This window comes from Schaalia odontolytica (genome assembly GCF_031191545.1).
Lineage (GTDB): Bacteria > Actinomycetota > Actinomycetes > Actinomycetales > Actinomycetaceae > Pauljensenia > Pauljensenia odontolytica.
The window spans coordinates 1960829-1987229 of the sequence record NZ_CP133472.1; the positions used below are offsets into that span (position 1 = coordinate 1960829).

Here is a 26401-nt window from a genome sequence, read left to right on the forward strand (position 1 = left end):
CTATCGGTTTGACAGAGAGGAATGCCGTGAGCTTCGATTTTTCAGTCTTTCCCCCGGGTGGAGCCCGCGCTCCTCGAGATCCTGGTCGAGCGCCCGCGGAACGCAAGCTGCGCAAGCCCGGTCCCGCCGGCATCACGATCGCCGCTCTGCTGATCATCGGAGCTGTCATCTACGCGGCTTCCACCGTGTGGACCGAGATCCTGTGGTTCCGCCAGATGAGCGCCACGCGCGTCATCCTCACCCAGTGGGGAGCGCACATCGGCCTGTTCGTCGTTGGCTTCGTCGTGGCGACCGCGCTCGTGTACTTCTCGATGGCCTTCGCGTACCGTCACCGCACCTCGTCGTCGAGGGGCGAAGCCTCGGCCGCGCTGCGCGGATACCAGGAGGCGCTCGAACCGATGCGCCGTCTCGCTTTCTGGGGTGTCGCCCTCTTCTTCGGCTTCTCCAACGGTGCTCGCCTGGCCACCGAATGGCAGACGCTCCTGCAATTCCTCAACCGCTCCTCTTTCGGGCAGGTCGACCCTCAGTTCGGCCTCGATATCTCTTTCTTCGTGTTCGTACTTCCCGCCGTCAAGGTACTCGTCTCCTTCCTCATGACGGTCATCAGCGTCGGCCTGGTCGCGGCAATCATCGTGTCCTACCTGTACGGGACGATCCGACTGACTCCGCGCCCTCACGCCTCCAAGCAGGCGCGACTGCAGGCCGGCATGATGGCGGCCTGCCTGTCCCTCTTCATTGGCGTGAACTACTGGCTGGGCCGCTACGAGCTACTCACCTCGGACTCGGGTTCCATCCACGGCGCCATGTACTCCGATATCAACGCGACGCTTCCCGCCCACTCGATCCTCGCCGTCATCTCCGGCCTCGTCGCGGTCCTCTTCGTGGTCGCGGCCTTCAAGGGCACGTGGCGCCTGCCGGTCACCGGTGTCGCCGTGACGGTCGTCGCCGCCCTCGTCCTGGCCGGCGCGTACCCTGCCCTCGTTGAGCAGTTCCGCGTGCGTCCCAACCAGCGCAGCCTCGAGTCTTCCTACATTCAGCGAAACATCGACGCCACCCTGGCCGCCTACGGCCTCGAAAATGTCGATTATCAGACCAACTACGACGCTGCTACCACGGCCTCGGCGGGGCAGTTCGATACCCAATCGCTGACCTCTCAGGTGCGTCTGCTCGATCCGCAGGTCATCACGAAGACCGTTCAGCAGCTCCAGCAGTCGCGCCTCTACTACGGCTTTAACTCCGGAATGAAGGTCGACCGATACAACGTGGGCGGCGAGCGTCGCGACACCGTCATCTCCGTGCGTGAGCTCAACCTCTCCGGCCTGTCAGCCGAGCAGCAGACCTGGGTCAACCAGCACACCGTCTACACCCACGGCTACGGTGCGGTCGCCGCCTACGGCAATCAGTTGACCAGCGACGGCCTGCCGTCCTACTGGGAGCAGGCTGTACCCTCGGTCGGCGAAATGGGCGACTACGAGGAGCGCGTCTACTTCAGCCCCGGTTCGCCCGAGTACTCGATCGTCGGTGCCCCCGAAGGCGCTGAGCCGCAGGAGCTCGACTATCCGGACGACACCGCTGTGGGCGGCCAAGTCTCCACGACCTTCGTCGGTAACGGTGGCCCCTCCGTCGGCAACGTATGGAATAAGCTCCTGTACGCGATCAAGTTCGGTTCCACGGACCTGTTCTTCTCCTCCCAGACGAACGAGGCCTCCCAGATCCTCTATGACCGCGACCCCCTCCAGCGTGTCTCGAAGGTTGCGCCCTACCTGACGCTTGAGCAGTCCGCCTACCCGGCGGTCGTCGATATGGACGGGGATTCCTCGACCCCTAAGCGCCTCGTCTGGGTCGTCGACGCATACACGACGACGAACAACTACCCCTATGCCCAGCACGAGGCCCTCTCGGACGCCACCGTCGACTCCCGTTCCACTCAGGTGGGCCAGTACGTCCAGGCGAACAAGATCAACTACATGCGTAACTCCGTCAAGGCCGTTGTCGATGCCTACGACGGTTCAGTGCGCCTGTTCCGCTGGGACGACGCCGATCCGATCCTGCGCACGTGGGAGAAGATCTACCCCGGCAGCGTCGAACCCATCTCCTCCATCTCCGGGGATCTGATGAGCCATCTGCGCTACCCCGAGGACATGTTCAAGGTGCAGCGCAACCTGCTGGCCACCTACCATGTGACCGACGCTTCGGGCTTCTACTCCGGCGGTGACCGCTGGCGCCTGGCTGAGGAGACTTCGACCTACGGCGCGTCATCTTCGACCGCTTCGAGCCCGCGAGTCGATGCGTTGGGAAATCCTCTGCCCGCCCCGACGGCCCTGCAGCCCCCGTACTACCTGACCATGCAGATGCCCGGACAGGAGAGCGCTGAATTCTCGCTGACCTCGGTGTTCGTCCCAGGCGGCGGTGGCGAGGGACGGCGCGAGGCCATGGCTGGCTTCCTCGCTGTCGACTCTGAGACGGGCAGTGCGCCCGGACAGGTGCGCGAGGGATACGGCAAGCTCCGCCTGCTTGCCCTGCCCTCGTCGACGACCGTACCCGGTCCGGGCCAGGTGCAGAACAAGTACGACTCAGACGAGAAGATCGCCACCCAGCTCAACCTGCTGAACCAGGCAGACTCGACGGTTATCCGTGGCAACCTTTTGACCCTGCCGGTCGGTGGCGGCCTGCTCTACGTCCAGCCCGTCTACGTGCAGGGCACCGGCTCGGCCTCCTACCCGGTGCTCCGCTCGGTCCTGACCGCCTTCGGTGACAAGGTTGGCTTCGCGCCCACCCTCGAGGAATCGCTGCGCCAGCTCGTCTCCGACGATGGAAGCTCAAGCTCGTCTCCCGGCGCTGCGACCCCTTCACCGGGGGATACTTCGCAGCCGGGAACATCCGCCAGCGATGCGAACGCCCAGCTGGCACAGGCCATCGCCGACGCCGCGCAGGCAATGCGTGACGCGGATGCGGCGATGAGTAAGTCCGACTGGACCGCTTACGGTGAAGCTCAGACGCGCCTGCGCGATGCCCTGTCACGCGCAGAGGCTGCGCAGACGGCCCTCGGTACGTCCTCGTCGGCTGCCTCGACCTCGCCGACGCCCAGCCCGAGTGCCACTACTCCAGCCCAATCGGGAACGCAAAGCGGTTCCTAATCGCCGCCGATCGCTGATGCGCCCGGCCCTGCTGATCACGACGTGTGACGCGGGGTCGGGTGCCTCTGTGTCTGTGGGATAAGTGGGGCTCGGAACGGATGCGAATGTGCGACTCATGGCGCTTCACTACTATGGGGCGAAGCGTCCGCAGCGCGGACTCATCAACGACAGGGAAGGAAACCCATGACTGCCCCCCGCAGCGCTCTGCCTGCTCCCACGGGTGTGCCTCAGCCCGGCGAGGCTCCCGTGACCGCGCCGGCTACTCCGACGATGCCCGCCCCAACGTTGGGTGGCTACGCGCCGGCCCCCGTCCCCGTTCCCTCTCCGAGCCCGAAGCGGACCGCCCTGTCCGCGCGTGGACGGATCGCCGCGTGGGTGGTTATCGTCGTCAAGCTCATTTTCATCGTCAGCGTCTTCATTCCCAACAGTCTTGAGGATCTTGAGCGCTACGTTGAACAGTTCACGACCGGCACGTTCTGGATGTGGCTGATGCTCGATACTGTGATCGTTGTGTGTGCGCTCCTGTACGTGAGTATTGGAATCAAGCCTCTGCGATACCTTGCTGCCGCGATTGTACTCGTGGATTACCTCATCATCCTGCCCGTTTTGGTCCACAGCTTCGGTGGGGGCTGGTTCGTCACCTTCACTCCGCCGCAGTTGGGTGGTGGCCCCGTGGTGGTGGTCCTGCGTGCGCTGTTCATGTGGTGCCTCAAGTGGCTGTGCATCATCGCCGCCTGTGCGCTGGTGATCCCGGACTTCAGGGCTTCGGCCGGAACGCAGCGCGGTGCCACGCCCGCTCCTAGTGGTACTCTCGTCGGCTACCAGCCTCATGCGGCGGCACCGGCTCAGCCTGCGGTGCCCCAGGGCGCTCCCGTGCAGATGCCGACGGCTCAGCGTGCGACGGCCGCGGGAAGCCCTGCTCACAACTCAAGCCCGGTCCTTGCGCCTCCGAGTGGTGCCCCAATCCTGCCCGGGACTCCGGCAGATGCGGCGCAGGCCTCCGAGTAGGGCTTTAGTTCTCGACTTCCTGACAGCGTGCTTCGGCTAGGACGTACATCACCGATTTCGGTTTGTGCCCTCCTGGTCGATGCTCTAGACTATCTAGAGCCGACGCGGGGTGGAGCAGTTCGGTAGCTCGCCGGGCTCATAACCCGGAGGTCGCAGGTTCAAATCCTGTCCCCGCTACCACCACAGACCCGGTCCCGTGAGGGGCCGGGTCTTTTGTTTGTCACCTGTATTTCAGTGGGCAAACGCCTTGACTAATCTGCGTCGCAAAGCGATAGTATTGCATGTTAATCAGGTACTGCGCCTTCGGGTGCGAGAGGAATAGAGATGAGCACTCTTGATCTGTCGCAGCTCACCGCTGCCGACATGAGCAATCCGGCGCTGACGCCACAGGACCTTGCCGATATCACGGCCGCACGTGCGGATCTGCACCCCTACGTGGCGACGCATCCGTCGCTGTATCCTGCGCTCGCTCAGTGGCTGGCAAACCGGGGTGTCGTTCCTGCTCAACCTCCCATGGCGCAGCCCGCTCCTGTGGTTGACACTGCTCCCGTCCACTCCGATACGTGGGGTGCTCCGCAGAGCGAGCCTGTGCAGTCTGAGGCCTGGGGTGCTCCGCAGGACGAGCCTGTGCAGCCTGAGGCGTGGGGTGCTCCGCAGAGCGAGCCTGTCGCTCCCGTGGTGGGGGATGTGCAGCCGGTCGTTGAAGAGCCCGCTGTTGTGGTTGAGCCTGTCGTGGAGGCTGAGCCTGTGCAGCCTGAGGCGTGGGGTGCTCCGCAGGACGAGCCCGTGCAGTCTGAGGCGTGGGGCGGCCCGCAGAGCGAGCCTGTGCAGCCTGAGGCCTGGGGTGCTCCGCAGAGCGAGCCTGTCGCTCCCATGGTGGGGGATGTGCAGCCGGTCGTTGAAGAGCCCGCTGTTGTGGTTGAGCCTGTCGTGGAGGCTGAGCCTGTGCAGCCTGAGAGCTGGGGTGCTCCGCAGGACGAGCCTGCTGCTCCCGTGGTGGAGCCTGAGCCGGTCACCGAATCCGCGCCCGTCGTGGACGAACTCCCGCAGACTGTCGACGACGTCCAGCCCCTCGCCGAGGAGCCTCAACTGGCACCCCTGATGGAAACACCTTCGGAGGAGCTTCCCTCGATCTCGGATGAGGACCTCGAGCGAACGATCGTTGAGGGAACGCGCGAGCGCTCCATGGCTGAGGTCGTCGCCGAGGAGAACGCTGCCGCGCAGGCTACTGCCTACGGGCAGAACCCCGCCCAGGGCCAGCAGCAGGGATACGATCAGGCGCAGTATGGCGCGCAGACGAATCCGCAGCCCCAGTACGGCGCGGCGGGCGGTGCCCAGGGATATGCTCCGGAAGGTCAGCAGTCCCCGTACGCGGCTCAGGGCGCTCAACAGGGCCCTCAACAGGGCGCATCGGCTGGCCAGCAGTTTGGGGCTGCTGCGCAGCAGTTCGGCGCGGCAGCCAATACGGCGTTCAACCAGTTCCAGAGCGCCGTCGTCACGGAGACCGGCAAAGTAAACGGACGCTCCGTGCGCGCCACCTACGCGCTGATTGGCATGGCTGCCAGCTTCGTCCTGTCGATCGTGTCGATGATGCTGCCCTTCGCATCGTTCTACGGCGCTTCCTTCACGATGTTCGCCGCGGGAGCCTACGCGTTCTTCCACATCTTCCTCATGCTGATCGCTGTCGGCCTGGGTGGCGCATACTGGATCACGAATCAGAAGTGGACTTTCTTGTCCTCTGGTATCGTCGCAATCCTTGTTGCCCTCCTCGGCGTTTTCCAGGTGCTGGGTGTTCTCGGCAGTGCCACCCTGAGTTTCGGGGGCATTATCTTCCTGTTCGCCTCGCTCGGCCTTGGTGCTTCCGGCGTCGTCCTGCTCCTCGAGCTGAAGAACGGGAAGGTTGCACCGGTCGACACCCCGAACGCTCTTGGGGGTGCCTTCAGTGGGGCACCTATGAATCAGGCTGGCCAGCAGTCACCGTATGGCGCTCAGGCACAGGGTGGCTTCCAGGCTCCCCAGGGTGCGCAGGGGCAATACGGCGCTCAGCAGCAGGGGGGGTACCCGGGCGCTCAGGCCCAGGGTGGCTTCCAGGCTCAGCAGGGTCAGTACGGCCAGCAGCAGTATGGTGCTCAGCAGCAGCAGGGTGGGTACCCGGGTGCTCAGCCGCAGGGGGGCTTCCAGGCTCCCCAGGGTGTGCAGGGGCAGTACGGTGCTCAGCAGCAGCAGGGGGGGTACCCGGGCGCTCAGGCCCAGGGTGGCTTCCAGGCTCAGCAGGGTCAGTACGGCCAGCAGCAGTATGGTGCTCAGCAGCAGGGTGGGTACCCGGGCGCTCAGCCGCAGGGGGGCTTCCAGGCTCCCCAGGGTGCACAGGGCCAGTACGGCCAGCAGGGCTACGATCAGGGCCAGCAGGGCAATAAACCCTACAACCCCTTCGGAACCCGTTGAGATGAAGCAGGTGGGAGGGCCCGCGGCACACGCCGCGGGCCCTCCCACTATGTCCAAAACAGGGTCACTCGTCGTCGTCTTCGTTGATGTCCACGCCCGCGACACCGTCGAGATCAGCGAGGGTCGTCACGAGGAGGGAACGTGACAGATCCTGGCGCGTTGCTGCGGTGAAGCGTGCCGTTGTCGCGCGGCCGTCAGAGTCCGTTCGGGTAGATATTGCGGAGACGCTCCAGCCGAGAGCCGATACCTGGCTGAGCAGCGTCGACAGTACCCCGTGGCCCGGGGAGTAGTGGACCGTCAAAGTGACCTTGTGTCCGTGAGCGCGCATCAGAATGAACTGGACGAGCGGGGTCAGCAGGGCGATGACGATGAAATGCAGAACGGTGCCGGCCAAGGCGAGCCACCACAGGCCCGCTCCGCATGCCATGCCGATTGCGGCGGTCTCCCAGATGGTGGCCGCGGTCGTGAGGCCCCGGATAGCTCCGTGCCGGGTGAGGATGATCCCCGCGCCCAAGAAGCCGATGCCCGACACGATCTGCGAAGCCACTCGCGAGGGATCGTAGCGGGTGATGCCGTCGATGAGGATGTCGGAGAAGCCGTACTTGGAAATGAGCATCATCAGGCATGCGGTGAGGCCGACGATGGCCTGGGTGCGGATACCCGCGCTTTTGCCTCGGATCTGACGCTCGAGGCCGATGGATGCAGAGAGGACGAGGGCGAGGAGCATCCACCCGATGCTCATGAGGGATTGCGTCATAGGAACCTCCTGCGGTGGCGTGGGTGGGTTTAGTGTAACCGCCCGAACTGTGCGAGGCGCGTTTCACGCACGAGGTCGGGGCCCAGAGCGGTCGTGTTTCCAGGGGAGCCAACCCCGGCCTCGTTAAAGAATGAGAAAAGAATCTACCAACGTTGCCACAAGCCAATGTGGGACTAAGATGGGAGGCGACGATCGACAGATGAGGAACCAACTCATGGCAACCCCCACCCCCGACGACATTGCCAACGGTGTGCAGGAGCGCTCCAACACCGCGCTCAAGCGCGGACTGGCGTCGCGCCATATGCAGATGATCGCCATCGGCGGCGCGATCGGAACGGGCCTGTTCCTGGCTTCCGGCGCAACGGTCGCGAACGCCGGTCCGGGTGGCGCACTCCTCGCCTACGCGGCGATTGGCCTTATGGTGCTGCTCCTCATGCAGTCCCTGGGCGAGATGAGCGCGCACCAGCCGGTCGCGGGTTCTTTTCAGACCTTCGCCACCAAGTTTATTTCCCCGTCCTTTGGCTTCGCCATGGGGTGGAACTACTGGTTCAACTGGGCGGTGACGGTGGCCGCAGACCTGGTCGCGTCGGGCCTCGTCATGGCGTATTGGTTCCCGAACGTCCCCTCGTGGATCTGGGCGGTCGGCTTCCTCGTCATCGTCGTCGGGCTGAACGCGCTATCGGCGCGGGTCTACGGTGAAGCTGAGTTCTGGCTGGCCGCCATCAAGGTCGTCATCGTCATCGTCTTCGTCCTGTCAGGCGTCTTCATGATCGCTGGCGTGATGGGCGAAAACTCGCCGGGACTGTCGAATTGGACGATCGGGGACGCGCCCTTCCATAACGGATTTGTCGGCGTCATCGCTGTCTTCATGATCGCCGGTTTCTCCTTCCAAGGAACCGAGCTGGTGGGCGTGGCCGCGGGCGAATCTGAGAACCCGCGCAGGGACGTGCCTCGTTCGATCCGCACCGTTTTCTGGCGCATCATGTTCTTCTACATCGGGGCGATCGCGGTCATTGGAACGCTGCTGCCCTACACGGACCCGAGTCTGCTCAGCGCTGCCGACGACTCCGCGAACAACATCGCGCAGTCTCCCTTCACGCTCGTGTTCGCGCGCATGGGGATCGGTGCGGCGGCCGCCGTCATGAACGCTGTCATCCTCACGTCGATCCTGTCCGCGGGTAACTCGGGGCTGTACGCGGCCTCGCGCATGCTGCACTCGATGGCCCTCAAGCGCCAGGCGCCCGCGATCTTCGCGCGCGTCACGAAGGGCGGCGTACCCGTGCACGCGATGGCGGTGACGACTGTGACGGCGGCGTGCGGTTTCCTCACGCAGCTGGTCTTCAATGACGCCTACATTTGGCTGGTCAACATCGTCGGCATCTCCGGCATCATCATGTGGCTTGGCATCGCGGTCAGCCACATTCGTTTCCGTCGCGCCTACCTACAGCAGGGTTACCGCCTTGAGGACCTGCCGTATCGTTCGCCGTTCTTCCCTGCGGGCCCGATCATCGCCTTCGTCATGTGTCTGGTCGTCATGGCCGGACAGAACTATGAGGCCGTCATCAACGGCCAGGTGTGGGAGGTCGCCTCGTCCTACATCGGCCTGCCGCTCTTCGGCGTCGTCTGGTGGGGCTATCACGTTGCGCGTAAGGATCGCACGGTGTCCCTGGAAGAGATGGACGTTGCGCCCGTACACATTGAGCCGGTTTCTCACTGACGGCGACGAGGCCGGGGCGCGGAGGGGCGTTGCGCTCGGTGCGCGGCGTGTCACCGCTGGGTGTCGCCCGGCGTGGCAGTACGCCTTGGGTGCCGTCCTTCATAGGATGGGCTCATGATCAACACGCGACGCATTCTTGCCGTGACCTCCCTGTCCGCTCTTTCCCTGGGTGTTGCCGCCTGCTCCCCGCAGGGTGCGCAGCCCGAGTCGAGGTCGACGGCCTCGTCCGCTTCCTCCAGCGCCTCCCCCTCCCCGAGTGGCATGCCCGCACAGAGCGGCTCGAGCCCGCAGAGCGGCGTGCCCGAAGGGGGCAGCCAAGCGCCCGAGGTCAACGTCGCCGACAATGATCAGCGCTGCGACCTGGCGAACCTGCAGGCCGCCATCGACTCCCAGCAGGAGGCGGGCGGCACCACGTACGTGGACATCGGATTCACGAATGAGGGCCCGTCGTGCTGGATCGACGGATTCCCGCACATCGTCTTCTCCGGTGGCGGCTCCGTCATCTCCACCGCGGTGCGCGACGGTGAGGCACCCGGCAATGTGTACACGGTGGCTCCGGGTGGCCGCGTGGGCGTGACCCTGACGGCAGAGTCGACGGACGGTGTCGAGGGATGTGGTCCTGCAGATTCCGATCTTATTGACATCATGCCGGAGGCCGGCAGCGGCGCGACGAGCCTGCAGCTGTCCCTGCGCGTGTGCCGGGAGATACCGTCGGTGGCGGTGAGCTCTTTCGAGCCGCGTTCCTGAGCGCGTGGGCGTAGCCGATACGTGAGGCGGGAGGCGCGATCATTGAATCGTCCGGCTCCTGCCCGTCTTCATTCGGCGTTCTTCTTCGGTTTCTCCGGGGAACGCATTCGCGTGCAGGGAGAATCTGGACCGTGGCCTTGTTCGCTGTCGACACCTGATAGGCTGGACCAGCTGTAAGAAGTTGTGCGTCCGCAGCGTCACGCCGACGCGATCCTGCGGGTCGCGCGCCCCTCTTCACCGGCGCGCGCGACCCGCGCGGGCCCCAGGTATCCATGATCTTATAAAGGAGACACTCATGGGCATGCGTTCCACGATGCAGTCGTTCCAGTTCAACGTTCCGTTCGAGCAGCTCTTCCAGGCCGCCTCCTCGGCCGTTCAGGCGGTTGAGAAGGCCACGCTGACGCGTGCCGACATGGCCGGTCGCGTCGTCACCTTCGACACCCCGATGGGCATGATGTCCTGGGGTGAGAACATCATCGTTGGTTTCATCCCCGGAGAGGGAAACACCGTCGTCGAGATCACCTGTTCCACGAAGGGCCTGCCTAACCTCATGCAGGACAGCCGTAACCGTGCGATGATCGGCCGTTACATCACCGCTTTGTCGAACCTGGCTGGTGTCCCCGCCGTGGAGGTCGCCCGTTCCTGACGGTCGCTTCGCGCTGTGCCCGGCCCCGGCCTCGTAAATGTACGAGTCCGGGGCTGGCCCTCGTGTGTTCCGGGCGTGGGGGAGTAGTTGAACCCCACGATCGTCCGCAGCACAATTGAGGAAACACACCGTGGCACACGTCGAGCAATTCAGTGCCTCGCTGCCCACGGTCTCGCACCCAGATAAGGTCGAGCACGAGAGAATCCAAGCGGAAGGAAGCTGGCCAAGCATGACCTCCCAACCCGAGAGCATCGAGCGCGTGCTCGCCCTCCTGGACGGCCTCGAGGACGTGACGCATCGGGCAATGATGGGCGAGTACATCCTCTACTACCGAGGCAAGGTTGTGGGCGGTATCTACGACGACCGCTTCCTCCTCAAGATCACCCCCGCTTCCCAGCGCCTCCTACCCGACGCCGCGCGTGCCACCCCCTACGAAGGCGCGAAGGACATGATTCTCGTCGAGGTAGAAGACCGCACAGTCCTGCGCGACGTCATGGACGCGATGTGGGAGGACCTGCCCGCCCCCAAACGGAAGAAATGACATTGCCACCAACGACTCCGTAGCTCTCACCCCGCGTCGGACGCTCCTTGTCGCCCTGACGGGAGTGGGTGCGGGCTTCCTCTCCGGACTCTTCGGGGTGGGAGGCGGCCTCGTCATCGTGCCCGCCCTCGTGGCTGTCCTGGGCATGGATCAGCGCCGAGCCTCGGCCACGTCCCTGGCCGCCATCATCGTTACCGCAGCCGTCGGCTCGGGCAACCTACGCCCTGCACGGAGAGGTCTCGTGGGCCGGAGCCGCCCTCCTCGTGGTCGGCGCGCTCGCGGGCTCCCAGATTGGCGTGTTGCTCCTGCGGCGCCTCCCAGCACCCGTCCTGCCGTGGATCCTCATTGCCTTCACGATCTTCGTCATCGTCTCCCAATACCTGCACGTCCCCACACGCGAGGGAGCCGTCTCGCTGACCCCGGCCTCGTGCGCCCTCCTGATCCTGGTCGGCCTGTGCGCAGGGATCCTCTCCGGCCTCGTCGGCGTGGGCGGCGGATCCGTCATCGTTCCCGGCATGGAACTCGCCGTCGGCGCGGGAGACCTCATCGCCCGCGGCACCTCCCTCCTCGTCATGATCCCCACCGGCATCGCCGGAACCGTCACCAACCTGCGCCACCGCATGGTCGACCTGCGCGTCGGCCTCATCGTCGGCGTCTGTGCGGCTGCCACGGCCCCCGCCGGGCGCCTGGGTGCCACGTGGGTCTCTCCGGGCGTCGGCGCGATCCTCTTCAACATGTTCCTGCTGTCCATCATCGCCTCCACGGTCGTGCGCATGCGCAAGAAGGCGCGCGCTCAGAACTAGGGGGCTGAGGCCTCGGCCAGGTAGCATCGCGAGCCCCGTCGCGTAGCCCACCGCGGCGTCGCCGGGGTAGGCATCTTCACGGATAGGTTGTTCGCATGTGGATAGGCTAGACGCTTGTGGATAGGTAAATAACCTATCCACGTCTTCGTAACCTATCCGCGTGCCCGTAACCTATCCGCGAGTACGGGCGATGGGCTCAGCAGGAAAGCTGTCAGCAACGGCAGCGGGGCAGAGGGCGGACGTAACAGCGGGCAACTGCAGCCGCACAGTAGCTAAGCGCTGAGGCACAACGGGCAACTGCAACCGACAACAGAGGGGATGCCGGGTGCCGATGACGGCGGGTGAGAGGGCCAACCGCCCACCGGCACCCAAACACAGAACGCGGCCCCGGCCTCGTAGATAGGAAACCGGCCCCGGCCTCGCACACGAGGCCGGGGCCGAATCGCCAGCCGCTAGCGCGACGAGCCGATCACTCGTCGGCGGCGCTGGGGTGCGTCATGTCGGCGGGCACGACCCACGCGTCGAACTCCTCGGCGGTCAGGAAGCCCAGCTCGAGGGCGGACTCGCGCAGCGACAGGCCCTTGTGGTGCGCGTTCTTCGCGATCTTGGAGGCCTTGTCGTAGCCGATGTGGCGGTTCAGGGCCGTGACCTGCATGAGGTTGATGTCCAGGTTGTGCTGGATCTTCTCGTAGTTCGGCTCGATGCCGTACGCGCAGTTCGTATCGAAGGACACGCAGGCGTCGCCCAGCAGGCGGATGGACTCCAGGACGTTCCAGGCCATGACGGGCTTGAAGACGTTGAGCTGGAAGTTGCCCTGCGAGCCGGCGAAGCCGACCGTCGCGTCGTTGCCGAACACCTGGGTGGCGACCATGGTCATGGCCTCGCACTGGGTCGGGTTGACCTTGCCCGGCATGATGGACGAACCCGGCTCGTTCTCAGGGATGATCAGCTCGCCGATGCCGTTACGCGGGCCGGAGGCGTACCAGCGCACGTCGTTCGCGATCTTCATGAGCGCGTCGGCCAGGACGCGCAGCGCGCCCGAGACCAGCACGAGCGCGTCGTGCGCGCCCAGGGCCGCGAACAGGTTGTCGGCCTGCGTGAACTCGATGCCGGTCTCCTCGGAGATCTTCTTCGCGGTGAGCTCGCCGAACTTCGGGTGGGCGTTCAGGCCGGTACCCACGGCGGTGCCGCCGATGGCCAGCTCGCGCGCGCGAGTGTCCGCGTACTCGATGCCGTCCAGGGCGAAATCAATCTGGGCGACCCAACCGGAGATGACCTGGCCCAGGCGGATCGGGGTCGCGTCCTGCAGGTGGGTGCGGCCCACCATGATGACGTCCTCGTACTCCTTGGCCTTCTTGTCGAGGGTGTCGCGCAGCTGACGCACGCGCGGGTACATGTCGTGCAGCTCGGAAACGACCGCGATGTGCATGGCGGTGGGGAAGGTGTCGTTCGAGGACTGGCCGCGGTTCACGTGATCGTTGGGGTGAACGGGGGCCTTGGAACCCATCTCGCCGCCCGCGATCTCGATGGCGCGGTTGGAGATGACCTCGTTAGCGTTCATGTTCGACTGCGTGCCCGAACCGGTCTGGAAGACAACCAGCGGGAAGTTGTCGTCGAGCTTGCCGGAGATGACCTCGTCACCGGCCTGCGCGATGAAGTCCGCGATGTCGGCGGGCAGCTCGCCCAGCTCCGCGTTGGCCAGGGCCGCGGCCTTCTTCAGGATGCCGAGGGCGCGCACCATCGGGCGACCCCACACGAAGGTGTTGCGTCCAATGTCGAAGTTGTGCAGCGAACGCTCGGTCTGAGCGCCCCAGTAGCGGTTCGTGGCGACCTCAACGGCGCCCATCGAGTCGGTTTCGGTACGGGTTTCTTGTGCCACAGGTGGCTCCTTCGCGTAGGGCTTACGTACCCCACTAGGATAGCGCCGCTCGCGCAATGAGGCGTGGGGCACTCGTCCTAGTCGCGGGCGCGAGCCTCGACGTCACCTCGGCGCAGCAGCCACCAGGCGCACGCGCACGACAGGGCGACGAGGGAAAGCGCCAGCAGGAAGGGCGACAGCGGCATCCAGCCGTACAGGGCCGTGGCACTCACGGGTGCGACGATCCAGGTGATCGCGCCGGTCGCGTTGATGACGCCGGCGATGCCGCCCTGCTCGCGTGCACTCACCGCGAGGGACGCGCCCGCCGAGTAGCCCGGGGACGCCATGCCCGAGGCGACGCCCATCGCAAAGGTGGAGGCCGCCAGCGCCCAGAGCGTCGGCGCGATCGTCAGGCACGTGAGGGAGACGAGAGCGAGGGTCATGCCCGCGCGCAGGAGGGTGCGCGGAGTCCATCCCAGGCGAGGAACGACGATTAGCTGCATAAGCATGGCTCCGGCGGCGTTAGCCAGCAGCATGAGGGCGGTGACGGAAACGGCGGGCTCGGGCTCGAGTCCACCCCGGTCTTGGACGAGGAAACCCATCGTGATCTGAACGACGCCGTTCGCGAAGTAGATGCCGAACACCGAGGCGATCCACGGAGCAATGCGCCCGTCGGTCCACCTCACGCGCGGGGGCAGTTCTGTGCTGGCTTTCCCCTTGCTCGTGGGGTCCTTCGCTGCTTCGGCCGACGAGGCCGTGGCCGCGTTCTTCGGTGCCGTCTCCTCCTCCGTCAGGCGAGGCAAGTGCGTCCTTGGGCGCGTGGCGGCCCCGTCTCGGGGCAACCAGATCAGGGCGATCGAAAGTGCAACGAGGACGAAGACGGGGGTGGCGTGCACGGGGCCATAAATCCACCAGGCGCCCAGCGCCGAGGAGACGAGGGAGCCGACCATGACGGACAGATTGATCGCGCCGGAGAACGCGGACGTGCCGCGCACGCGCGAGGCCTCGTCGGGGGTGACCTCGGCGACGAGGGCTTGGCCCGTCGGCGGGATTGCCGCGACTGCCGCGCCGAAGAAGGGGCCGCGCGCCGCCATGATCGCCCCCGCAGCTAGAAAAGCGCCGATGGAGCCGGCCGCGCGCGCCCACACGGCCGCGGAAAAGAGCGTGCCCGCCGTGAGCGCCAAGAACAGCGCCAACAGGATGACTCGCCTGCGCCCCCATGCGATCGAGCGACGTCCCCAGAACTGGCTCAGCGCCGTCACCGCGGCGGCCGCCAGGGACACCGCCGCGCCCACGATCCACTCGGGCAGGTCCAGAGCGCGCGACAGGGGAGCGATCGACACGTTGAGCATGTTCTGCGCCGTGTACGTAAACAGCGCGATCGCAACGAGAGCGCGCAGCGTCGGATTCGTCAGCAAAGGTGATGAGGGCACAGTGCATCCTACGACGAAGGCCCCGCGCATTGCGCGGGGCCTTGCCGTACAGTGTCCAAATGGGGCGAAGGTGCGCGCCTAGCGCTGCACCCAGGTGCTCACCTTCCAGCGAGCGTCCCCGGAGCGCTCGCGCCACTGGGCGTCGCTGCGCTCCTCATCCCTGCGCCACAGCGCCGGATCCAGCGGTGGCGCGTACACGAAGGTCGATCCTTCCGGCGCGCTCGCGGCCACGTCCAGCTCCAGGTCGGATACGATCGCCTCGTCCAGGAGGGGGAGGGTGTCGGCATAGAGCTGCGCACCGCCCGTGATCCAGATGTAGGGGGCGTCCGTGCGCGCGGTCTCCTCGCGCGCAATCTCAAGCGCTTCCTCGACGGAAGAAACGACAAGACCGCCCTCGGCCTCGTATCCGGGCGTGCGAGTGATGACGATGTTCGTGCGACCGGGCAGGGCGCGCCCGAGCGCCTCCCACGAGCGGCGACCCATGATGATCGGGCACCCCATCGTGGACTCCTTGAAGTGTTGGAAATCAGCGGGAACGTGCCAGGACATGGCCGTTCCCGTCCCGAGGATGCCGTTGCAATCCTGGGCCCAAATCGCTCCCAGCTTCGTCATACGGCGACCGGAGCCTTGATCGTGGGGTGGTGTCGGTAGTCCGTCACCGAAATATCGTCGAAGGAGTACTCGAACATCGACGGTGCCTTGGCCAGCTCCAGGCGCGGGAACGGGTAGGGCTCGCGGCTGAGCTGCTCGGTCACCTGCTCGGTGTGGTTGGAGTAGATGTGGCAGTCCCCGCCGCTCCAAATGAATTCGCCGACCTCCAGGCCCGCCTGCTGGGCGAACATGTGAGTGAGCAGCGAGTAGGACGCGATGTTGAAGGGCACGCCCAGGAACATGTCCGCGCTGCGCTGGTAGAGCTGCAACGACAGTCGCCCGCCCGACACGTACAGCTGGAAGAACGCGTGACAGGGCTCCAGGGCCATCTCCGGCAGGTCGCCGACGTTCCACGCGGACACCACCATGCGGCGCGAATCCGGGTTCGTCTTCAGGGTCTTCAGGACCTCGGAGATCTGGTCGATGTGGCGACCATCCCCGGCGTTCCACGAACGCCACTGGACGCCGTACACCGGGCCCAGCTCGCCGTCCTCGTCCGCCCACTCGTTCCAGATCCGGATCCCGTTATCGCGCAGCCAGGACACGTTCGACGAACCCGACAGGAACCACAGGAGCTCGCCGACCACCGATTTGAAGTGCACTCGCTTCGTCGTGATCAGCGGGAAGCCCTTGGACAGGTCATAGCGCAGCTGCGCCCCAAACACGGAGCGCGTGCCCGTGCCGGTGCGGTCGCCCTTCGGGGTGCCCTCGGCCGTGACGCGCGCCAGCAGGTCCTCGTACTGGCGGTCGGGGGCGCTCACGTCAGTCGATCCGCTCGTTCGTCCACGTGTGCGAGGCCGGCAGCGCCTGGTCGACGACCGAGTGCTCGATCGTGCAGTTGCGCTTGATCGCGGCATCGGCGCGACGCTTCAGATCCGCGATCTCCTCTTCGGACAGGGCGGACATGTCCTGGATGAGCTCGACGTCCACGTGCGTGAAGCGGTCGTTGGCATTGTCGTAGTCGCCGGACACGCCGACGAACTGCTCGAAATCGTCGCCCAGGCGAGAAGCCATGCGCGCGTCCGAACTCATCGCGTTACAACCCGCGATGGCGAGCTTGAGCAGGTCACCGGGGGAGAAGAGGCCGGGACCGTGGCCGATGCGGATCTCGGCGCCGTCCTGGTTGCGGGCGACGTACTGACGCACGCCCGTACGCTGCATGTACAGAGACTTAGGGGTATCACTCATGGGCACCATTGTGTCGCGAAATGACCCCGCCCGCCCGGTGGGAAACGCCGGGAGGGCGGGGTTTTTCGCAGAGCGTAGCGCCGGCTCAGCTGTGCTCGGCCAGCCAGGTGGCAGCCAGCGCCTCCTCGCGCTCCACAACGCGGCCCAGGTGCGCCACCGCCTCCTTCTCGATGCGCCCGCCCAACAGCGGAACGCGCACCGACACGTTGCCGCTCACCGCGCGGGAGCAACCCGTCCCGGTGCCCGTCAGTGTGGAGGTGGCCTCAACGGACACCGGGGCCCCGTCAACCGTCACCGACGTGCGCGAGCGAGCCCCTGCCTCGTTGCTCGTCCACTCTTCGGTGAAGGAGATGCGCAGATCGGACTTGACAAAGCGTGAGGCGGCCGAGGGGATCAGCTCCGGGCGCACGGTGCCAGCAAACGAGACGCGCTCTCCCTCCACCGACACAGTGGAGGAGCCCGCGACGACGAACTGGCCGAAGCGTCGCTCCAGATAATCGGGGGTCAGGTACATGGCGACGACCTCGTCGACCGTGCCGGGGTACGAAACGGACTGCGTAAACTGCATGGCTCTCCTTACGAGACGAGCGGCGCCGAATCGTGGCCCGGCGCTCATTTTTACAACCAAGGTCCGCGCGCGCGGCCCCTCTCCCCTTAGAGTAGATGCATGCGTAGTCTCATGCAGTTAGCTGAAGAAGCCTCTTCGACACCGCTGTCGGAGCATGACATCGATTGGCTGCACCTCCTCCTCGCGGACTGGCAGGTGCTCGCCGACCTGGCGGCCGCCGACCTGGTCCTGTGGCTGCCCGCGGACGACGGACGCTTCATCGCCGCCGCCCACTGCCGCCCAGCGACCTCCACGACCGTTCACGTGGACGACATCATCGGCCTGCATCTGCCCGCCGCCCGCGAAATCGACCTGCGGCGCGCCCTGCACAGCGGGGAAGTTGTGCGCTCACCCGCCGCGCGCTGGGCCGGCACCTATTCGATGATGGAAACCTGCGTGCCCGTGTGCCACGAGGGACGCATCATCGCCGTGGTTACCCGCGAGGCGAACCTGTCCAGCCCCCGCCTGTCCCTCGGATTCGAGGGCTGGACCGTTGCCGCGGCCGACACCCTGTGTCAGATGATGGCACGCGGCGAGTACCCCTACGACTCGACCCCTCAGGTCACCTCCCACGGTGTGCCGCGTGTCCTGGACGGTGCGCTCCTACTCGATGCCGAGGGACGCGTCCAACACGCGACCCCCAACGCCGTGTCCTGCCTGCGCCGCCTCGGCATCCGAACCCACGTGACCGGCAAGGTCCTGGCCCAGGAGATCACCGAGGTCATCGGCGACGGCACCCTCATCGAAGAATCGATGGCCGTCGTTGTCATGGGCCGAGCCTCCTGGCGTGTCGAGATCGCCGCGCGCGCGTCCACCGTCAGTATGCGCGCCCTGCCCCTGGTCAACGGACGCAAGCGCCTGGGCGCCGTCATCCTCACGCGCGACGTCTCCGAGGTCCACCGTCACGAGCAGGAGCTCATGACGAAGGACGCGACTATCCGCGAGATCCACCACCGCGTCAAGAACAACCTGCAGACGGTCTCCGCCCTGCTGCGCCTCCAGTCGCGCCGCTCCTCGGAGGAAGCGGTCAAGGTCGCGCTCGCTGAGGCCGAGCGCCGCGTGCAGGCCATCGCGACCGTGCACGCAGCCCTGTCTCAGAACGTCGATGAGTCGGTCGATTTCGACGAGGTCGCGCGCACGATCGTGCGCATGGCCGGTGCGATTGCGTCCACCGACCACAGCGTGGAGGTCATCACGACAGGTAGCTTCGGCACTATTCAGGCCGATCAGGCTCAGGCCCTGGCCACCGTGCTCAATGAGCTGGTCGCAAACTCCGTCGAGCATGGCCTGGCGGATCGCGACGGGCGCATCGAGGTGCGCGCCGTGCGCGAGGGGACCTCCATGACGATTACCGTGGCCGACGATGGCGTGGGATTCGTGCCGGGCACGCCGATGAGTGGCCTGGGCACGCAGATCGTCCACCAGATGGTGCGCGGCGAGCTCAAGGGGTCTATCGAGTGGGCCCCGCGCGAGGGCGGCGGAACGCTCGTTACGCTCGTCGCCAATCTCGACCCCGCCTGATGTACCCGCTTGGCCCTGCCCGCTGACGATTCAGGCCGGGGATCCACGGTGGGATCTCCGGCCTTGATCGTCCGTGCGGGCGGCTCGGCTTAGCAGCCGGCGCGCCGTGCGCGTGCGGCGCGGCGTTTGAGGGCGCGGCGCTCTTCTTCGCTCAAGCCGCCCCACACGCCGGCATCCTGGTTATTGTCGATGGCCCACTGGAGGCACACGCCGACGACGGAGCAACTGCGGCACACGGCTTTTGCCTCGGCGACCTGCATGATCGCCGGACCCGTATTACCGATAGGAAAGAAGAGTTCCGGGTCAACTGTCAGGCATGCCGCCTTACTGCGCCAATCCATGATGTGTTTTTCGCTCCTCGCAGTACCGTGCGTTTGGGGTGTTTCACTTTGTTCTCTAGCTAGTGTCCGTTAGCTCATCATAGTCGCGCAAGGTGGTGTCAACAGCGAAACGCACAAGTCACTATGTGGCTGCTCACGGAGTGCGAAAAAGGTGGGACTTAGGTATTAAATAACCGTTCGGTCAGTTGGATGCTGGTGAGGCTATCTCCATCGCAGATCACTCCGCATGCAGGGCTCCAGCGTCGCGCGAGAGCGGAGAGAGGGGAGGTGCGGCAGTGTTGAATTAACGCGCGAATAACGTTGTTGGTGGGGTTCATCGCGAGGACCCTGTGATCGTCCCATCTGGCGATACGAGCCCACGCGCTGGCAGGAATAACGTCAGCAATCGTTGGCTTTTCCCACCCGAGGTAGGCATGCAGCGCCTCGATGACGGTCGCATCGTCCCGTGCGCCGATGATGATCCACGGCAACGGCTGATCCCATCGCGGCTCGTCGTAGGTGGGGCCGATCAGGGCTGGAGCTGCCGCCTTGCTGACCAGTTCCAAGGATCTCCTCGGGTCGGGAATGTGCCATGCGTTCGCCGTTCGTTCGCTTTGCATGCCCAGGTCACACGGGGTGTCGGGTACGCAGGCGAGGACAGTAGGTTCTCCGGGGCGAGCAAGCAGCGCCTGCCCGGCAGTCAGCGTGCGCAGATCGGTGGGGGAGATGCCGGCGTGGAGGGCTTCGTCCGCGTCGCGCGCGCGGACGAGACGTGTCGAGAAGGCTCCCATCGTGGCACTCGAGGCGGTGAAGCGGCCCGCGTAGGCGGCGACGATCGTGACGTCCGAGCGCCGTGCCGCGCCCAGCAGGGTCGTCCAGAGGGTTTCCGCTTGCGGGGCCGACAGTGACCGGGTGAGCGCGTTACGCAGCGTGGGAACGTCGGTGATTGCGAGGACGCCGGGACCGTGTTCGCGGATCCCTTCGAGCAGGTCAATCGCGGAAGCATCCTCGGCGCGCAGATGCGACGCACAACCGGGTACATCCTCCTCACCGATCACGTGGAGAGGGCAGTCGCGTGCGCTCGCGATGCGCGTCGCGATGGAGAGAGCCCAGCGAGAGGCGAGTGCTGCCTCGTGCGCGCTGGCCTGAATCTGGATGCTTCCCCCGTCCCAGAGGGCGGGAGCATGCTTGTCGATCCCCTCGACGAGGCCAAGGGTGAGAGTCTGCCCGTTGAGCAGCGGTCCACCGGAGCGCGGATCCGCCCCTGCCTCCGCCGATGGGCAAGCCGCATCGACCTCATCCCACGTGATGGCCTCGGGAAGCGCAGGAGCCCATAGCTCTGGGACGCTATCGTGCGGCCATGTGCGAGCGCAGTGGGAGACGACGGAGGCGATGTCCTTCATGTAGGCCAGCTGGATGATGCCGGTGCCGTCGAGGACGGCTCGCCCCGGTATACGCGGCAGTACGGAAGCGCGTGTGTCCCCCAGGATGTCGGTCGAGTCGGCGGCGCTCACGCAACGCAGGGCGAGGCGAATGTCCATGTTGGCTCGCATCTGTGCGTTCACTGCCCCGGAGGGGCGCTGCGTCGCGGCGATGAGATGCAGACCCAGGCTGCGTCCTTGCGCGGCGAGCCGGAGCAGGATCTCCATCGAGTCGGGGTGCGTCTGCGCGAGGAAACGGAACTCGTCAATGGCGACCACGAGCCGTGCCGGGGCAGGTGGGACGGCGGACGGGGCGTCCTCGTGGGCGCACTCCCACGTGGCAAGGTCGGGGAATGCGAGTGCGCTCAACTGCTCCTCTCGGCGCTGCAGTTCGGCAGCGATCCCCTCGAGTGCACGCGTGGTCGCCCCGGGATCCAGGTCAGTTAGGAGGGCGTGCGTGTGGGGGAGCCCCCGCAGTCGTGCGAACGTCGATCCGCCCTTGTAGTCGATGAGGACGAAGCGGACCTTATCCGGGGGGTAACAGTGCGCGATCGCGGCGAGCCAGCCGATCAGAGCCTCAGATTTTCCGGAACCCGTGCACCCGGCGACGAGGGCGTGTGGGCCGTCCGAGACCAGGTCCAGCTCCACCGGACCGGATGGCGACATCCCGATTCGGACGCTCAGGACACCGGAGGAGCCCCGCGAGCGATCGGGATTCCAGTCCACCTGAGAGGGGAGAGCGTCGTCTCCGTCGGCGCGTGTGACTGTCCACCACCACTGGGAAGCCACCGGCAGATCCTCGGTGACGCACACCTGCGCGCACCATGGCGGCAGGCGCGCGACGGTGGAAGCGTACCCAATGTGCACGGTTGGCCTGTCACTCTCGGAGCCGCGCGCGCAGTGCGGGCAATCATCGCCTGCGCTCACGTGGATGTCCACGCCCGCATGCCCGAGTAGGACGGGTGCCGAGCTGTTCCACCACACTCGTGCCCCTCCCACCTGCGCGGCAACCTGACCCGCGCACCATAGCGCGCACTGCGAGGCGTGGGAGCCCGCGACACCGAGTGTTGCGCACTGCCCCGGCTCGTCCGTCGCCGTGGACAGTAGGATGCGTCTGCGAGTGGTAGTTGCCCGTCCGGGCCACACGCTGGCCCGGATGAGACGCGGCGCGGGACCGGAGTCGGGTAGGCCAGCGAGCACCAGGGCGAGCGCCGCCCCGTCCCATCCCCTCCGCCGCCGACGAGAACGGCAATACAGCAGGATCGCCACCGCGCACACAAGGGCGAGGACCGCCGCGCTAACACCTGCCAACACCCGTGGAGCGTTCGCGGCCACCTGTAGACGCCACACCATGAAGCCGGCCATCACGATGAGGGATACCAGGGGAGCTCCCCTCAGGAGGGACGCGCCCGTCAACGTGCCCCGGCCTCGTCGCTCGACCTCCGGCCATGTGAGGCGTAGCGGGCGTGGGCGGACCTCAAAGATGTCGTCGCCGAGGCGTAGGCGGCTCCCCGGCTTCAGCGCCCGTCGCGTGCGCTGGGTCCTCCACCCAAACAGCCGAGTGTGCGCTTGAAACGGTGGGGAACCCGGCGCTGAGTCGAGGAAGGCCCGGCCACCGCTCGTGGAGAGGAAGGCGTGCTCGCGTGCCACGCTCGCGCACGACAGGGGAACCTCTCCCGCCCGTCCCACTGTGCCGGGTGCGAGCGCGATACCGACGTCGGGGCCCTCCACGCACGCCAGATGCAGGTCGGTGCGAAGGGCAGATCTGGCGAGGCATCTGGATTCCTTCATGCATCAACGATCCCTTCGCGCTTCCACGGGATCAAGCGGCGCGAGAAGGCATGTGGATAACCGGGGACAACATAAGATCCCTGTGGATAAGCGCCGCGCACGCCCGTGTGTCTATGACCACCTCCTCCGACCAAGTGCTCTGCCCGCCGACCAGCGAGCCTCCCGAAATGCAAGAATGGACCCCATGGCTGACTCCACGTTCGAGACCGCACGCGACCGCTACAACGACCTCGTTGACCGCATCAACGAGGCCCGCGCCGCCTACTACGACCGTGATTCGCCGACCCTTGCGGACGCTGACTACGATCGCATGTACCGCGAGGTCGAGGAGATTGAGGAGCGCTACCCGCAGCTGCGCGGAGCCGACTCGCCCACGATGAGCGTGGGCGGTGGCGTGGACTCCGGCTTTGCCGAGGTCCGCCACCTCGCCCAGATGATGTCGCTCGACGACGTGTTCTCCCTTGAGGAACTCGCAGGGTGGGAGACCCGGATGGCCGAGGCCACCGGCATCTCTGACCTGGAGATGACGACCGAGGTGAAGGTCGATGGCCTCTCCATCAACCTCCTCTACGAGAACGGCCGCCTCATGCGCGCCGCCACCCGAGGAGACGGCTACGTCGGCGAAGACGTGACCGCCAACGCGCGCACGATCGCCTCGATCCCGCAAAAGCTCAAAGGAAACGTGCCCGCCCGCGTCGAGGTGCGAGGCGAGGTCTACTTCCCGATCGCCGACTTCGCCGCCTTCAACGAGGCCCGGGTCGAGGCCGGGGAAAAGACTTTCGTCAACGCGCGCAACGCCGCCGCCGGCTCCCTGCGCCAGAAGGACCCGGCCGAGACCGCCAAGCGCCCCCTCGCGATGGTTGCCCATGGCATCGGCTTCGTCGAGGCAGGGGAGACGTTCACCGAGCCGACCACCCAGATGGGCTGGTACGAGCAGCTGCGCGACTGGGGCCTGCCCGTCTCGCCCCACACCCGAGTGCTGACGGGACGGGAGGCCATCGAAGAGCGCATTGCTGAGCTTGGAGAAAAGCGCCACGATCTTGAACACGAAATCGACGGCGTCGTCGTCAAGATCAATGACCTGGACCTCCAGCGTTCCCTCGGCTCGACCTCGCGCACGCCCCGCTGGGCGGCCGCCTACAAGTTCCCGCCCGAAGAGGTTCACACGCGCCTGCTCGACATCCGCGTCCAGGTGGGGCGCACCGGCCGCGTCACTCCCTACGGTGTCATGGAATCCGTGCTTGTCGCGGGCTCGAACGTCGCGCGCGCGACCTTGCACAACGCCCAGGAGGTCGCCCGCAAGGGCGTCCTCATCGGCGACCTCGTCGTCCTGCGCAAGGCGGGCGACGTCATCCCCGAGATCGTTGCCCCCGTCGAGGACGCGCGCAACGGGTCTGAGCGCGCGTTCGTGATGCCCACGCAGTGCCCCTCCTGCGGGACTGGGCTCGTCCAGGAGAAGGAAGGCGACGTCGACCTGCGCTGCCCGAACAAGGGTGCCTGCCCCGCGCAGATCACCGAGCGCCTCGCCCACGTGGGCGCGAGAAGCGCCCTGGATGTCGAGGGCCTCGGTGACGAATCCGCCCTGGCCATGACCCAACCCGAGAACAACCGCGACGAGGTGGCGGCCGCCCTGGTCGCGGGCCACAGCGTCACCCTGGAGGACGGTACCGTCCTCACCCTCGAGGGCGGCCGTGAGCTGCCCCACGGCGAGCAGATTACCCGCGCCGAGGAGCTCCTGCCCGCCCCGCAGGAACCCGCCCTGCGCACCGAGGCCGCGCTCTTCGACCTGCGCGCCGAGGACCTGCGCGACGTCATGGTGTGGAAGCCCGTCAAGAAGAAGGGTGAGGACACCGGGGACTGGAAGCAGGTTCGCTACTTCTGGACCAAGGCCTACAAGCCCCGAAAGCTGCGCGGACAGACGGTGTTTGAGCCCATCGAACCAGCCGCCTCCAAGGGGACCGAGAAGATGCTCGCAGAGCTGGAGAAAGCGAAGAGCCAACCCCTCGTGCGCGTCCTGGTCGCCCTGTCCATCCGCCACGTTGGGCCGACGGCGGCCCGCGCACTCGCAGAGAAATTCCGCTCGATGGACGCCCTGCGCGAAGCATCGATCGAGGAGCTCTCCGCCGTTGAGGGCGTGGGAGAGGAGATCGGCCGCTCCCTGCTTGAGTGGTTCACGGTCGACTGGCACCGCGACGTGCTGGAGGCGTGGGCGCGCGCGGGCGTGCGCATGGCCGACGAGGCCCCCGAACCCGCCTCGGACGTGCTCGCCGGGCTCACGATCGTCGTCTCGGGAGCCATGCCGGGCTACGACCGCGAGGGTGCCAAGGAGGCGATCACCTCGCGCGGCGGCAAGGCGGCGGGCTCGGTCTCGAAGAAGACCTCGCTCGTGGTCGCTGGCCCGGGCGCGGGTTCCAAGGCCGCCAAGGCCGAAGCCCTGGGCGTCCCCGTCATCACCGAGCAGCAATTCGCCGATCTCCTCGAGGGAGGCCTGGCGGGAGTCGGCCTGTGACGAGGCCGGGGCGGGGGCTCAGACGAGTGGCTCGAAGGGGCCCAGGAGCATCTCGCCGACGCGGGTGAGCATCGAGCGCTTCTCCCACTCGTCGATCGTCAGCCGACGGGCAGTCGTGAGGTCGTTCGCGAAGATCTCCTCCATGCGCGCGGCGAGCGGTCGCGAGAAGAACTGCAGGCACACCTCGTAGTTGCCGCGCATCGACAGACGGTCGATGTTCGCCGTGCCGATCGTCGACCAGCGCCCGTCCACCGTCATCGTCTTGGAGTGGACCATGGCGTGGCGATACAGCCAGATCTCCACGCCCTCGCGCAGCAGCTCGCCGTAGTAGGGACGCGCCACCCAGTCCGCCAAAATGTGGTTGGAATACTCGGGGATGAGCACCTGCACGCGCACGCCCCGGCGCGCCGCGGCGATCAGTGACGCCAGAACCTCGCGGTCCGGGATGAAGTACGCCGTCGTGATGAGCACGCGTTCCGTCGCACGCTCGATCGCGTCGATGTACATGCCGCGGATGGGGTAGAGCAGGTTGTGGGGCAGGTTGAACTGCGCCGTGACATGCGCGCTCCATGCCCGCGCTCCCTGATCGGGCAGCTCGGGACACGTCTTGGGACGGAAATGGTTCCAGAAGTCCACGAAGCCGTTTTCCAGCTCCCACACGGCCTCGCCCGTGATGCGCACGTGCGTGTCGCGCCACTCATTAGCAAACGGGTCCCCGATGTTGTAGCCGCCCACGAAACCGACCTCGCCGTCCACGACCAGGATCTTGCGGTGATCCTGGCCTGTGCGGCGAATATTCAACGTGAAGAAACCCGATCGCAGCGTCGGGAATCGGCGCACGTGCAGATTCGGCATCGACGGGAATGTGTAGAAGCGCGGGTCCTGGTTGAGGACGCCAAACCCGTCCCACACGCAGAAGACTTCGACGCCGCGCGTGGCTGCGGCAATGAGAGCCTCCTTGAAGCGCTGTCCCCATCGGTCCGAACGCCAGATAAAGGTCTCGAAATAAATGTGATGCTGTGCGTCGTCGATGGCCTCGAGCATGTCCTCGTACAGCGAGGTGCCCTCCGTGTAGGTGCGCGCCACCGTGTCGCCGATGACGGTGTCGGTGGGAGGCAGAGTTGGGAAACCGTGCACGCCGCCGGGGATGCGGGCGGTGCGCATGCGGTCGATCGCGTGAACGGTCACGACTGCGGCCGCCTGGGCGGCGACCAGCGCAATTCCCGCTTTTTTGACGATCGACCACGTCTGCCTGGTGAGTTGGCGTCGCTGTGAAAAGGCCATACGGGTAGGATGCCACA

The 26401-nt window shown here is 66.1% G+C and carries 19 protein-coding genes, 1 tRNA gene and 2 pseudogenes; 12 read left to right on the top strand and 10 right to left on the bottom strand.

Features of this window, described 5'->3' with window-relative positions; all coding sequences use genetic code 11:
- Positions 1-26 precede the first annotated feature (26 nt).
- The 5 genes from RDV55_RS08390 (at position 27) to RDV55_RS10560 (ending at position 6880) form a co-directional block, all read left to right on the top strand.
- Positions 27-3137: a UPF0182 family membrane protein gene (locus tag RDV55_RS08390; protein ID WP_245907691.1), complete on the top strand. Its 3111-nt coding sequence runs from the start codon at positions 27-29 to the stop codon at positions 3135-3137.
- A 183-nt stretch (positions 3138-3320) separates the two neighbouring features.
- Positions 3321-4145, top strand: a complete 825-nt coding sequence (locus RDV55_RS08395) for a hypothetical protein (RefSeq protein WP_111823780.1) — start codon at positions 3321-3323, stop codon at positions 4143-4145.
- Between the two features lie 103 nt (positions 4146-4248).
- Positions 4249-4325, top strand: a tRNA-Met gene (locus tag RDV55_RS08400).
- Positions 4326-4469: 144 nt separating this feature from the next.
- A complete protein-coding gene (locus tag RDV55_RS08405) occupies positions 4470-6590 on the top strand; it encodes a variant leucine-rich repeat-containing protein (protein WP_111823781.1) in 2121 nt (706 codons plus the stop codon).
- Between the two features lie 86 nt (positions 6591-6676).
- Positions 6677-6880 carry a sensor histidine kinase N-terminal domain-containing protein gene (locus RDV55_RS10560; RefSeq protein WP_373462913.1) on the top strand — a complete coding sequence of 68 codons (204 nt, stop codon included), beginning with the start codon at positions 6677-6679 and terminating at the stop codon, positions 6878-6880.
- Positions 6881-6939: 59 nt separating this feature from the next.
- Here RDV55_RS10560 and RDV55_RS10565 read toward each other — a convergent pair.
- A pseudogene (locus RDV55_RS10565) lies at positions 6940-7347 on the bottom strand (MgtC/SapB family protein); the annotation flags it as partial.
- Positions 7348-7561: 214 nt separating this feature from the next.
- Here RDV55_RS10565 and RDV55_RS08415 point away from each other — a divergent pair.
- From RDV55_RS08415 to RDV55_RS08435, 5 genes and pseudogenes are all read left to right on the top strand, one after another.
- Positions 7562-9064 (top strand): amino acid permease, encoded by a 1503-nt coding sequence (locus RDV55_RS08415; protein ID WP_174703815.1) that lies wholly within the window; start codon positions 7562-7564, stop codon positions 9062-9064.
- A gap of 114 nt (positions 9065-9178) precedes the next feature.
- A complete protein-coding gene (locus tag RDV55_RS08420) occupies positions 9179-9811 on the top strand; it encodes a DUF4232 domain-containing protein (RefSeq protein ID WP_111823784.1) in 633 nt (210 codons plus the stop codon).
- A gap of 295 nt (positions 9812-10106) precedes the next feature.
- The gene (locus RDV55_RS08425) at positions 10107-10457 is read left to right on the top strand and encodes a hypothetical protein (protein WP_111823785.1); all 351 of its coding nucleotides are present in this window, start codon (positions 10107-10109) and stop codon (positions 10455-10457) included.
- 229 nt (positions 10458-10686) lie between these two features.
- Positions 10687-10998 (top strand): TfoX/Sxy family protein, encoded by a 312-nt coding sequence (locus RDV55_RS08430; RefSeq protein WP_111823786.1) that lies wholly within the window; start codon positions 10687-10689, stop codon positions 10996-10998.
- 1 nt (position 10999) lies between these two features.
- Positions 11000-11801: pseudogene (locus RDV55_RS08435) on the top strand (sulfite exporter TauE/SafE family protein).
- A 469-nt stretch (positions 11802-12270) separates the two neighbouring features.
- Here RDV55_RS08435 and fumC read toward each other — a convergent pair.
- The 6 genes from fumC to RDV55_RS08465 all read right to left on the bottom strand — a co-directional run bounded on the left by fumC (position 12271) and on the right by RDV55_RS08465 (position 17499).
- Positions 12271-13680: a class II fumarate hydratase gene (gene fumC / locus RDV55_RS08440; RefSeq protein ID WP_111823787.1), complete on the bottom strand. Its 1410-nt coding sequence runs from the start codon at positions 13678-13680 to the stop codon at positions 12271-12273.
- A gap of 77 nt (positions 13681-13757) precedes the next feature.
- A complete protein-coding gene (locus tag RDV55_RS08445) occupies positions 13758-15092 on the bottom strand; it encodes an MFS transporter (RefSeq protein ID WP_111823788.1) in 1335 nt (444 codons plus the stop codon).
- 78 nt (positions 15093-15170) lie between these two features.
- Positions 15171-15704 carry a dihydrofolate reductase gene (locus RDV55_RS08450; protein ID WP_111823789.1) on the bottom strand — a complete coding sequence of 178 codons (534 nt, stop codon included), beginning with the start codon at positions 15702-15704 and terminating at the stop codon, positions 15171-15173.
- Positions 15701-16504, bottom strand: a complete 804-nt coding sequence (locus tag RDV55_RS08455) for a thymidylate synthase (RefSeq protein WP_111823790.1) — start codon at positions 16502-16504, stop codon at positions 15701-15703. The genes RDV55_RS08450 and RDV55_RS08455 overlap by 4 nt, the downstream gene beginning before the upstream one ends.
- 1 nt (position 16505) lies before the next feature.
- Entirely contained in the window at positions 16506-16931 is a 426-nt protein-coding gene (locus tag RDV55_RS08460) for an OsmC family protein (protein WP_111823791.1), read from the bottom strand.
- Between the two features lie 85 nt (positions 16932-17016).
- Complete coding sequence (locus RDV55_RS08465) at positions 17017-17499, bottom strand: DUF2505 domain-containing protein (protein WP_174703816.1); 483 nt, start codon at positions 17497-17499, stop codon at positions 17017-17019.
- A gap of 99 nt (positions 17500-17598) precedes the next feature.
- Here RDV55_RS08465 and RDV55_RS08470 point away from each other — a divergent pair, with 99 nt between their 5' ends.
- Positions 17599-19059: a sensor histidine kinase gene (locus tag RDV55_RS08470; RefSeq protein WP_111823793.1), complete on the top strand. Its 1461-nt coding sequence runs from the start codon at positions 17599-17601 to the stop codon at positions 19057-19059.
- Positions 19060-19148: 89 nt separating this feature from the next.
- Here RDV55_RS08470 and RDV55_RS08475 read toward each other — a convergent pair whose 3' ends face one another.
- Together RDV55_RS08475 and RDV55_RS08480 are read right to left on the bottom strand one after the other, a co-directional pair.
- Entirely contained in the window at positions 19149-19400 is a 252-nt protein-coding gene (locus RDV55_RS08475) for a WhiB family transcriptional regulator (RefSeq protein WP_111823794.1), read from the bottom strand.
- A 158-nt stretch (positions 19401-19558) separates the two neighbouring features.
- Positions 19559-22591, bottom strand: coding sequence for an FtsK/SpoIIIE domain-containing protein (locus RDV55_RS08480; protein WP_111823795.1), 3033 nt, complete (start codon positions 22589-22591; stop codon positions 19559-19561).
- A 175-nt stretch (positions 22592-22766) separates the two neighbouring features.
- Between RDV55_RS08480 and ligA the strand changes: the two genes are divergently transcribed.
- Positions 22767-25100 carry an NAD-dependent DNA ligase LigA gene (ligA, locus tag RDV55_RS08485; protein ID WP_111823796.1) on the top strand — a complete coding sequence of 778 codons (2334 nt, stop codon included), beginning with the start codon at positions 22767-22769 and terminating at the stop codon, positions 25098-25100.
- A gap of 18 nt (positions 25101-25118) precedes the next feature.
- On the opposite strand, the gene RDV55_RS08490 is transcribed toward ligA, so the two are convergent.
- The gene (locus RDV55_RS08490) at positions 25119-26384 is read right to left on the bottom strand and encodes a phospholipase D-like domain-containing protein (RefSeq protein ID WP_111823797.1); all 1266 of its coding nucleotides are present in this window, start codon (positions 26382-26384) and stop codon (positions 25119-25121) included.
- Positions 26385-26401: the final 17 nt, after the last annotated feature.

Excerpts from the sequence above, each read along its gene's own strand:
- RDV55_RS08395 (WP_111823780.1), top strand. The coding sequence starts at position 3,321 with ATGACTGCCCCCCGCAGCGCTCTGCCTGCTCCCACGGGTGTGCCTCAG.
- RDV55_RS08405 (WP_111823781.1), top strand. The coding sequence starts at position 4,470 with ATGAGCACTCTTGATCTGTCGCAGCTCACCGCTGCCGACATGAGCAAT.
- RDV55_RS10560 (WP_373462913.1), top strand. The coding sequence starts at position 6,677 with ATGTCCACGCCCGCGACACCGTCGAGATCAGCGAGGGTCGTCACGAGG.
- RDV55_RS08415 (WP_174703815.1), top strand. The coding sequence starts at position 7,562 with ATGGCAACCCCCACCCCCGACGACATTGCCAACGGTGTGCAGGAGCGC.
- RDV55_RS08420 (WP_111823784.1), top strand. The coding sequence starts at position 9,179 with ATGATCAACACGCGACGCATTCTTGCCGTGACCTCCCTGTCCGCTCTT.
- RDV55_RS08425 (WP_111823785.1), top strand. The coding sequence starts at position 10,107 with ATGGGCATGCGTTCCACGATGCAGTCGTTCCAGTTCAACGTTCCGTTC.
- RDV55_RS08430 (WP_111823786.1), top strand. The coding sequence starts at position 10,687 with ATGACCTCCCAACCCGAGAGCATCGAGCGCGTGCTCGCCCTCCTGGAC.
- RDV55_RS08450 (WP_111823789.1), bottom strand. The coding sequence starts at position 15,704 with ATGACGAAGCTGGGAGCGATTTGGGCCCAGGATTGCAACGGCATCCTC.
- RDV55_RS08460 (WP_111823791.1), bottom strand. The coding sequence starts at position 16,931 with ATGAGTGATACCCCTAAGTCTCTGTACATGCAGCGTACGGGCGTGCGT.
- RDV55_RS08465 (WP_174703816.1), bottom strand. The coding sequence starts at position 17,499 with ATGCAGTTTACGCAGTCCGTTTCGTACCCCGGCACGGTCGACGAGGTC.
- RDV55_RS08470 (WP_111823793.1), top strand. The coding sequence starts at position 17,599 with ATGCGTAGTCTCATGCAGTTAGCTGAAGAAGCCTCTTCGACACCGCTG.
- RDV55_RS08475 (WP_111823794.1), bottom strand. The coding sequence starts at position 19,400 with ATGGATTGGCGCAGTAAGGCGGCATGCCTGACAGTTGACCCGGAACTC.
- RDV55_RS08480 (WP_111823795.1), bottom strand. The coding sequence starts at position 22,591 with ATGAAGGAATCCAGATGCCTCGCCAGATCTGCCCTTCGCACCGACCTG.
- ligA (WP_111823796.1), top strand. The coding sequence starts at position 22,767 with ATGGACCCCATGGCTGACTCCACGTTCGAGACCGCACGCGACCGCTAC.
- RDV55_RS08490 (WP_111823797.1), bottom strand. The coding sequence starts at position 26,384 with ATGGCCTTTTCACAGCGACGCCAACTCACCAGGCAGACGTGGTCGATC.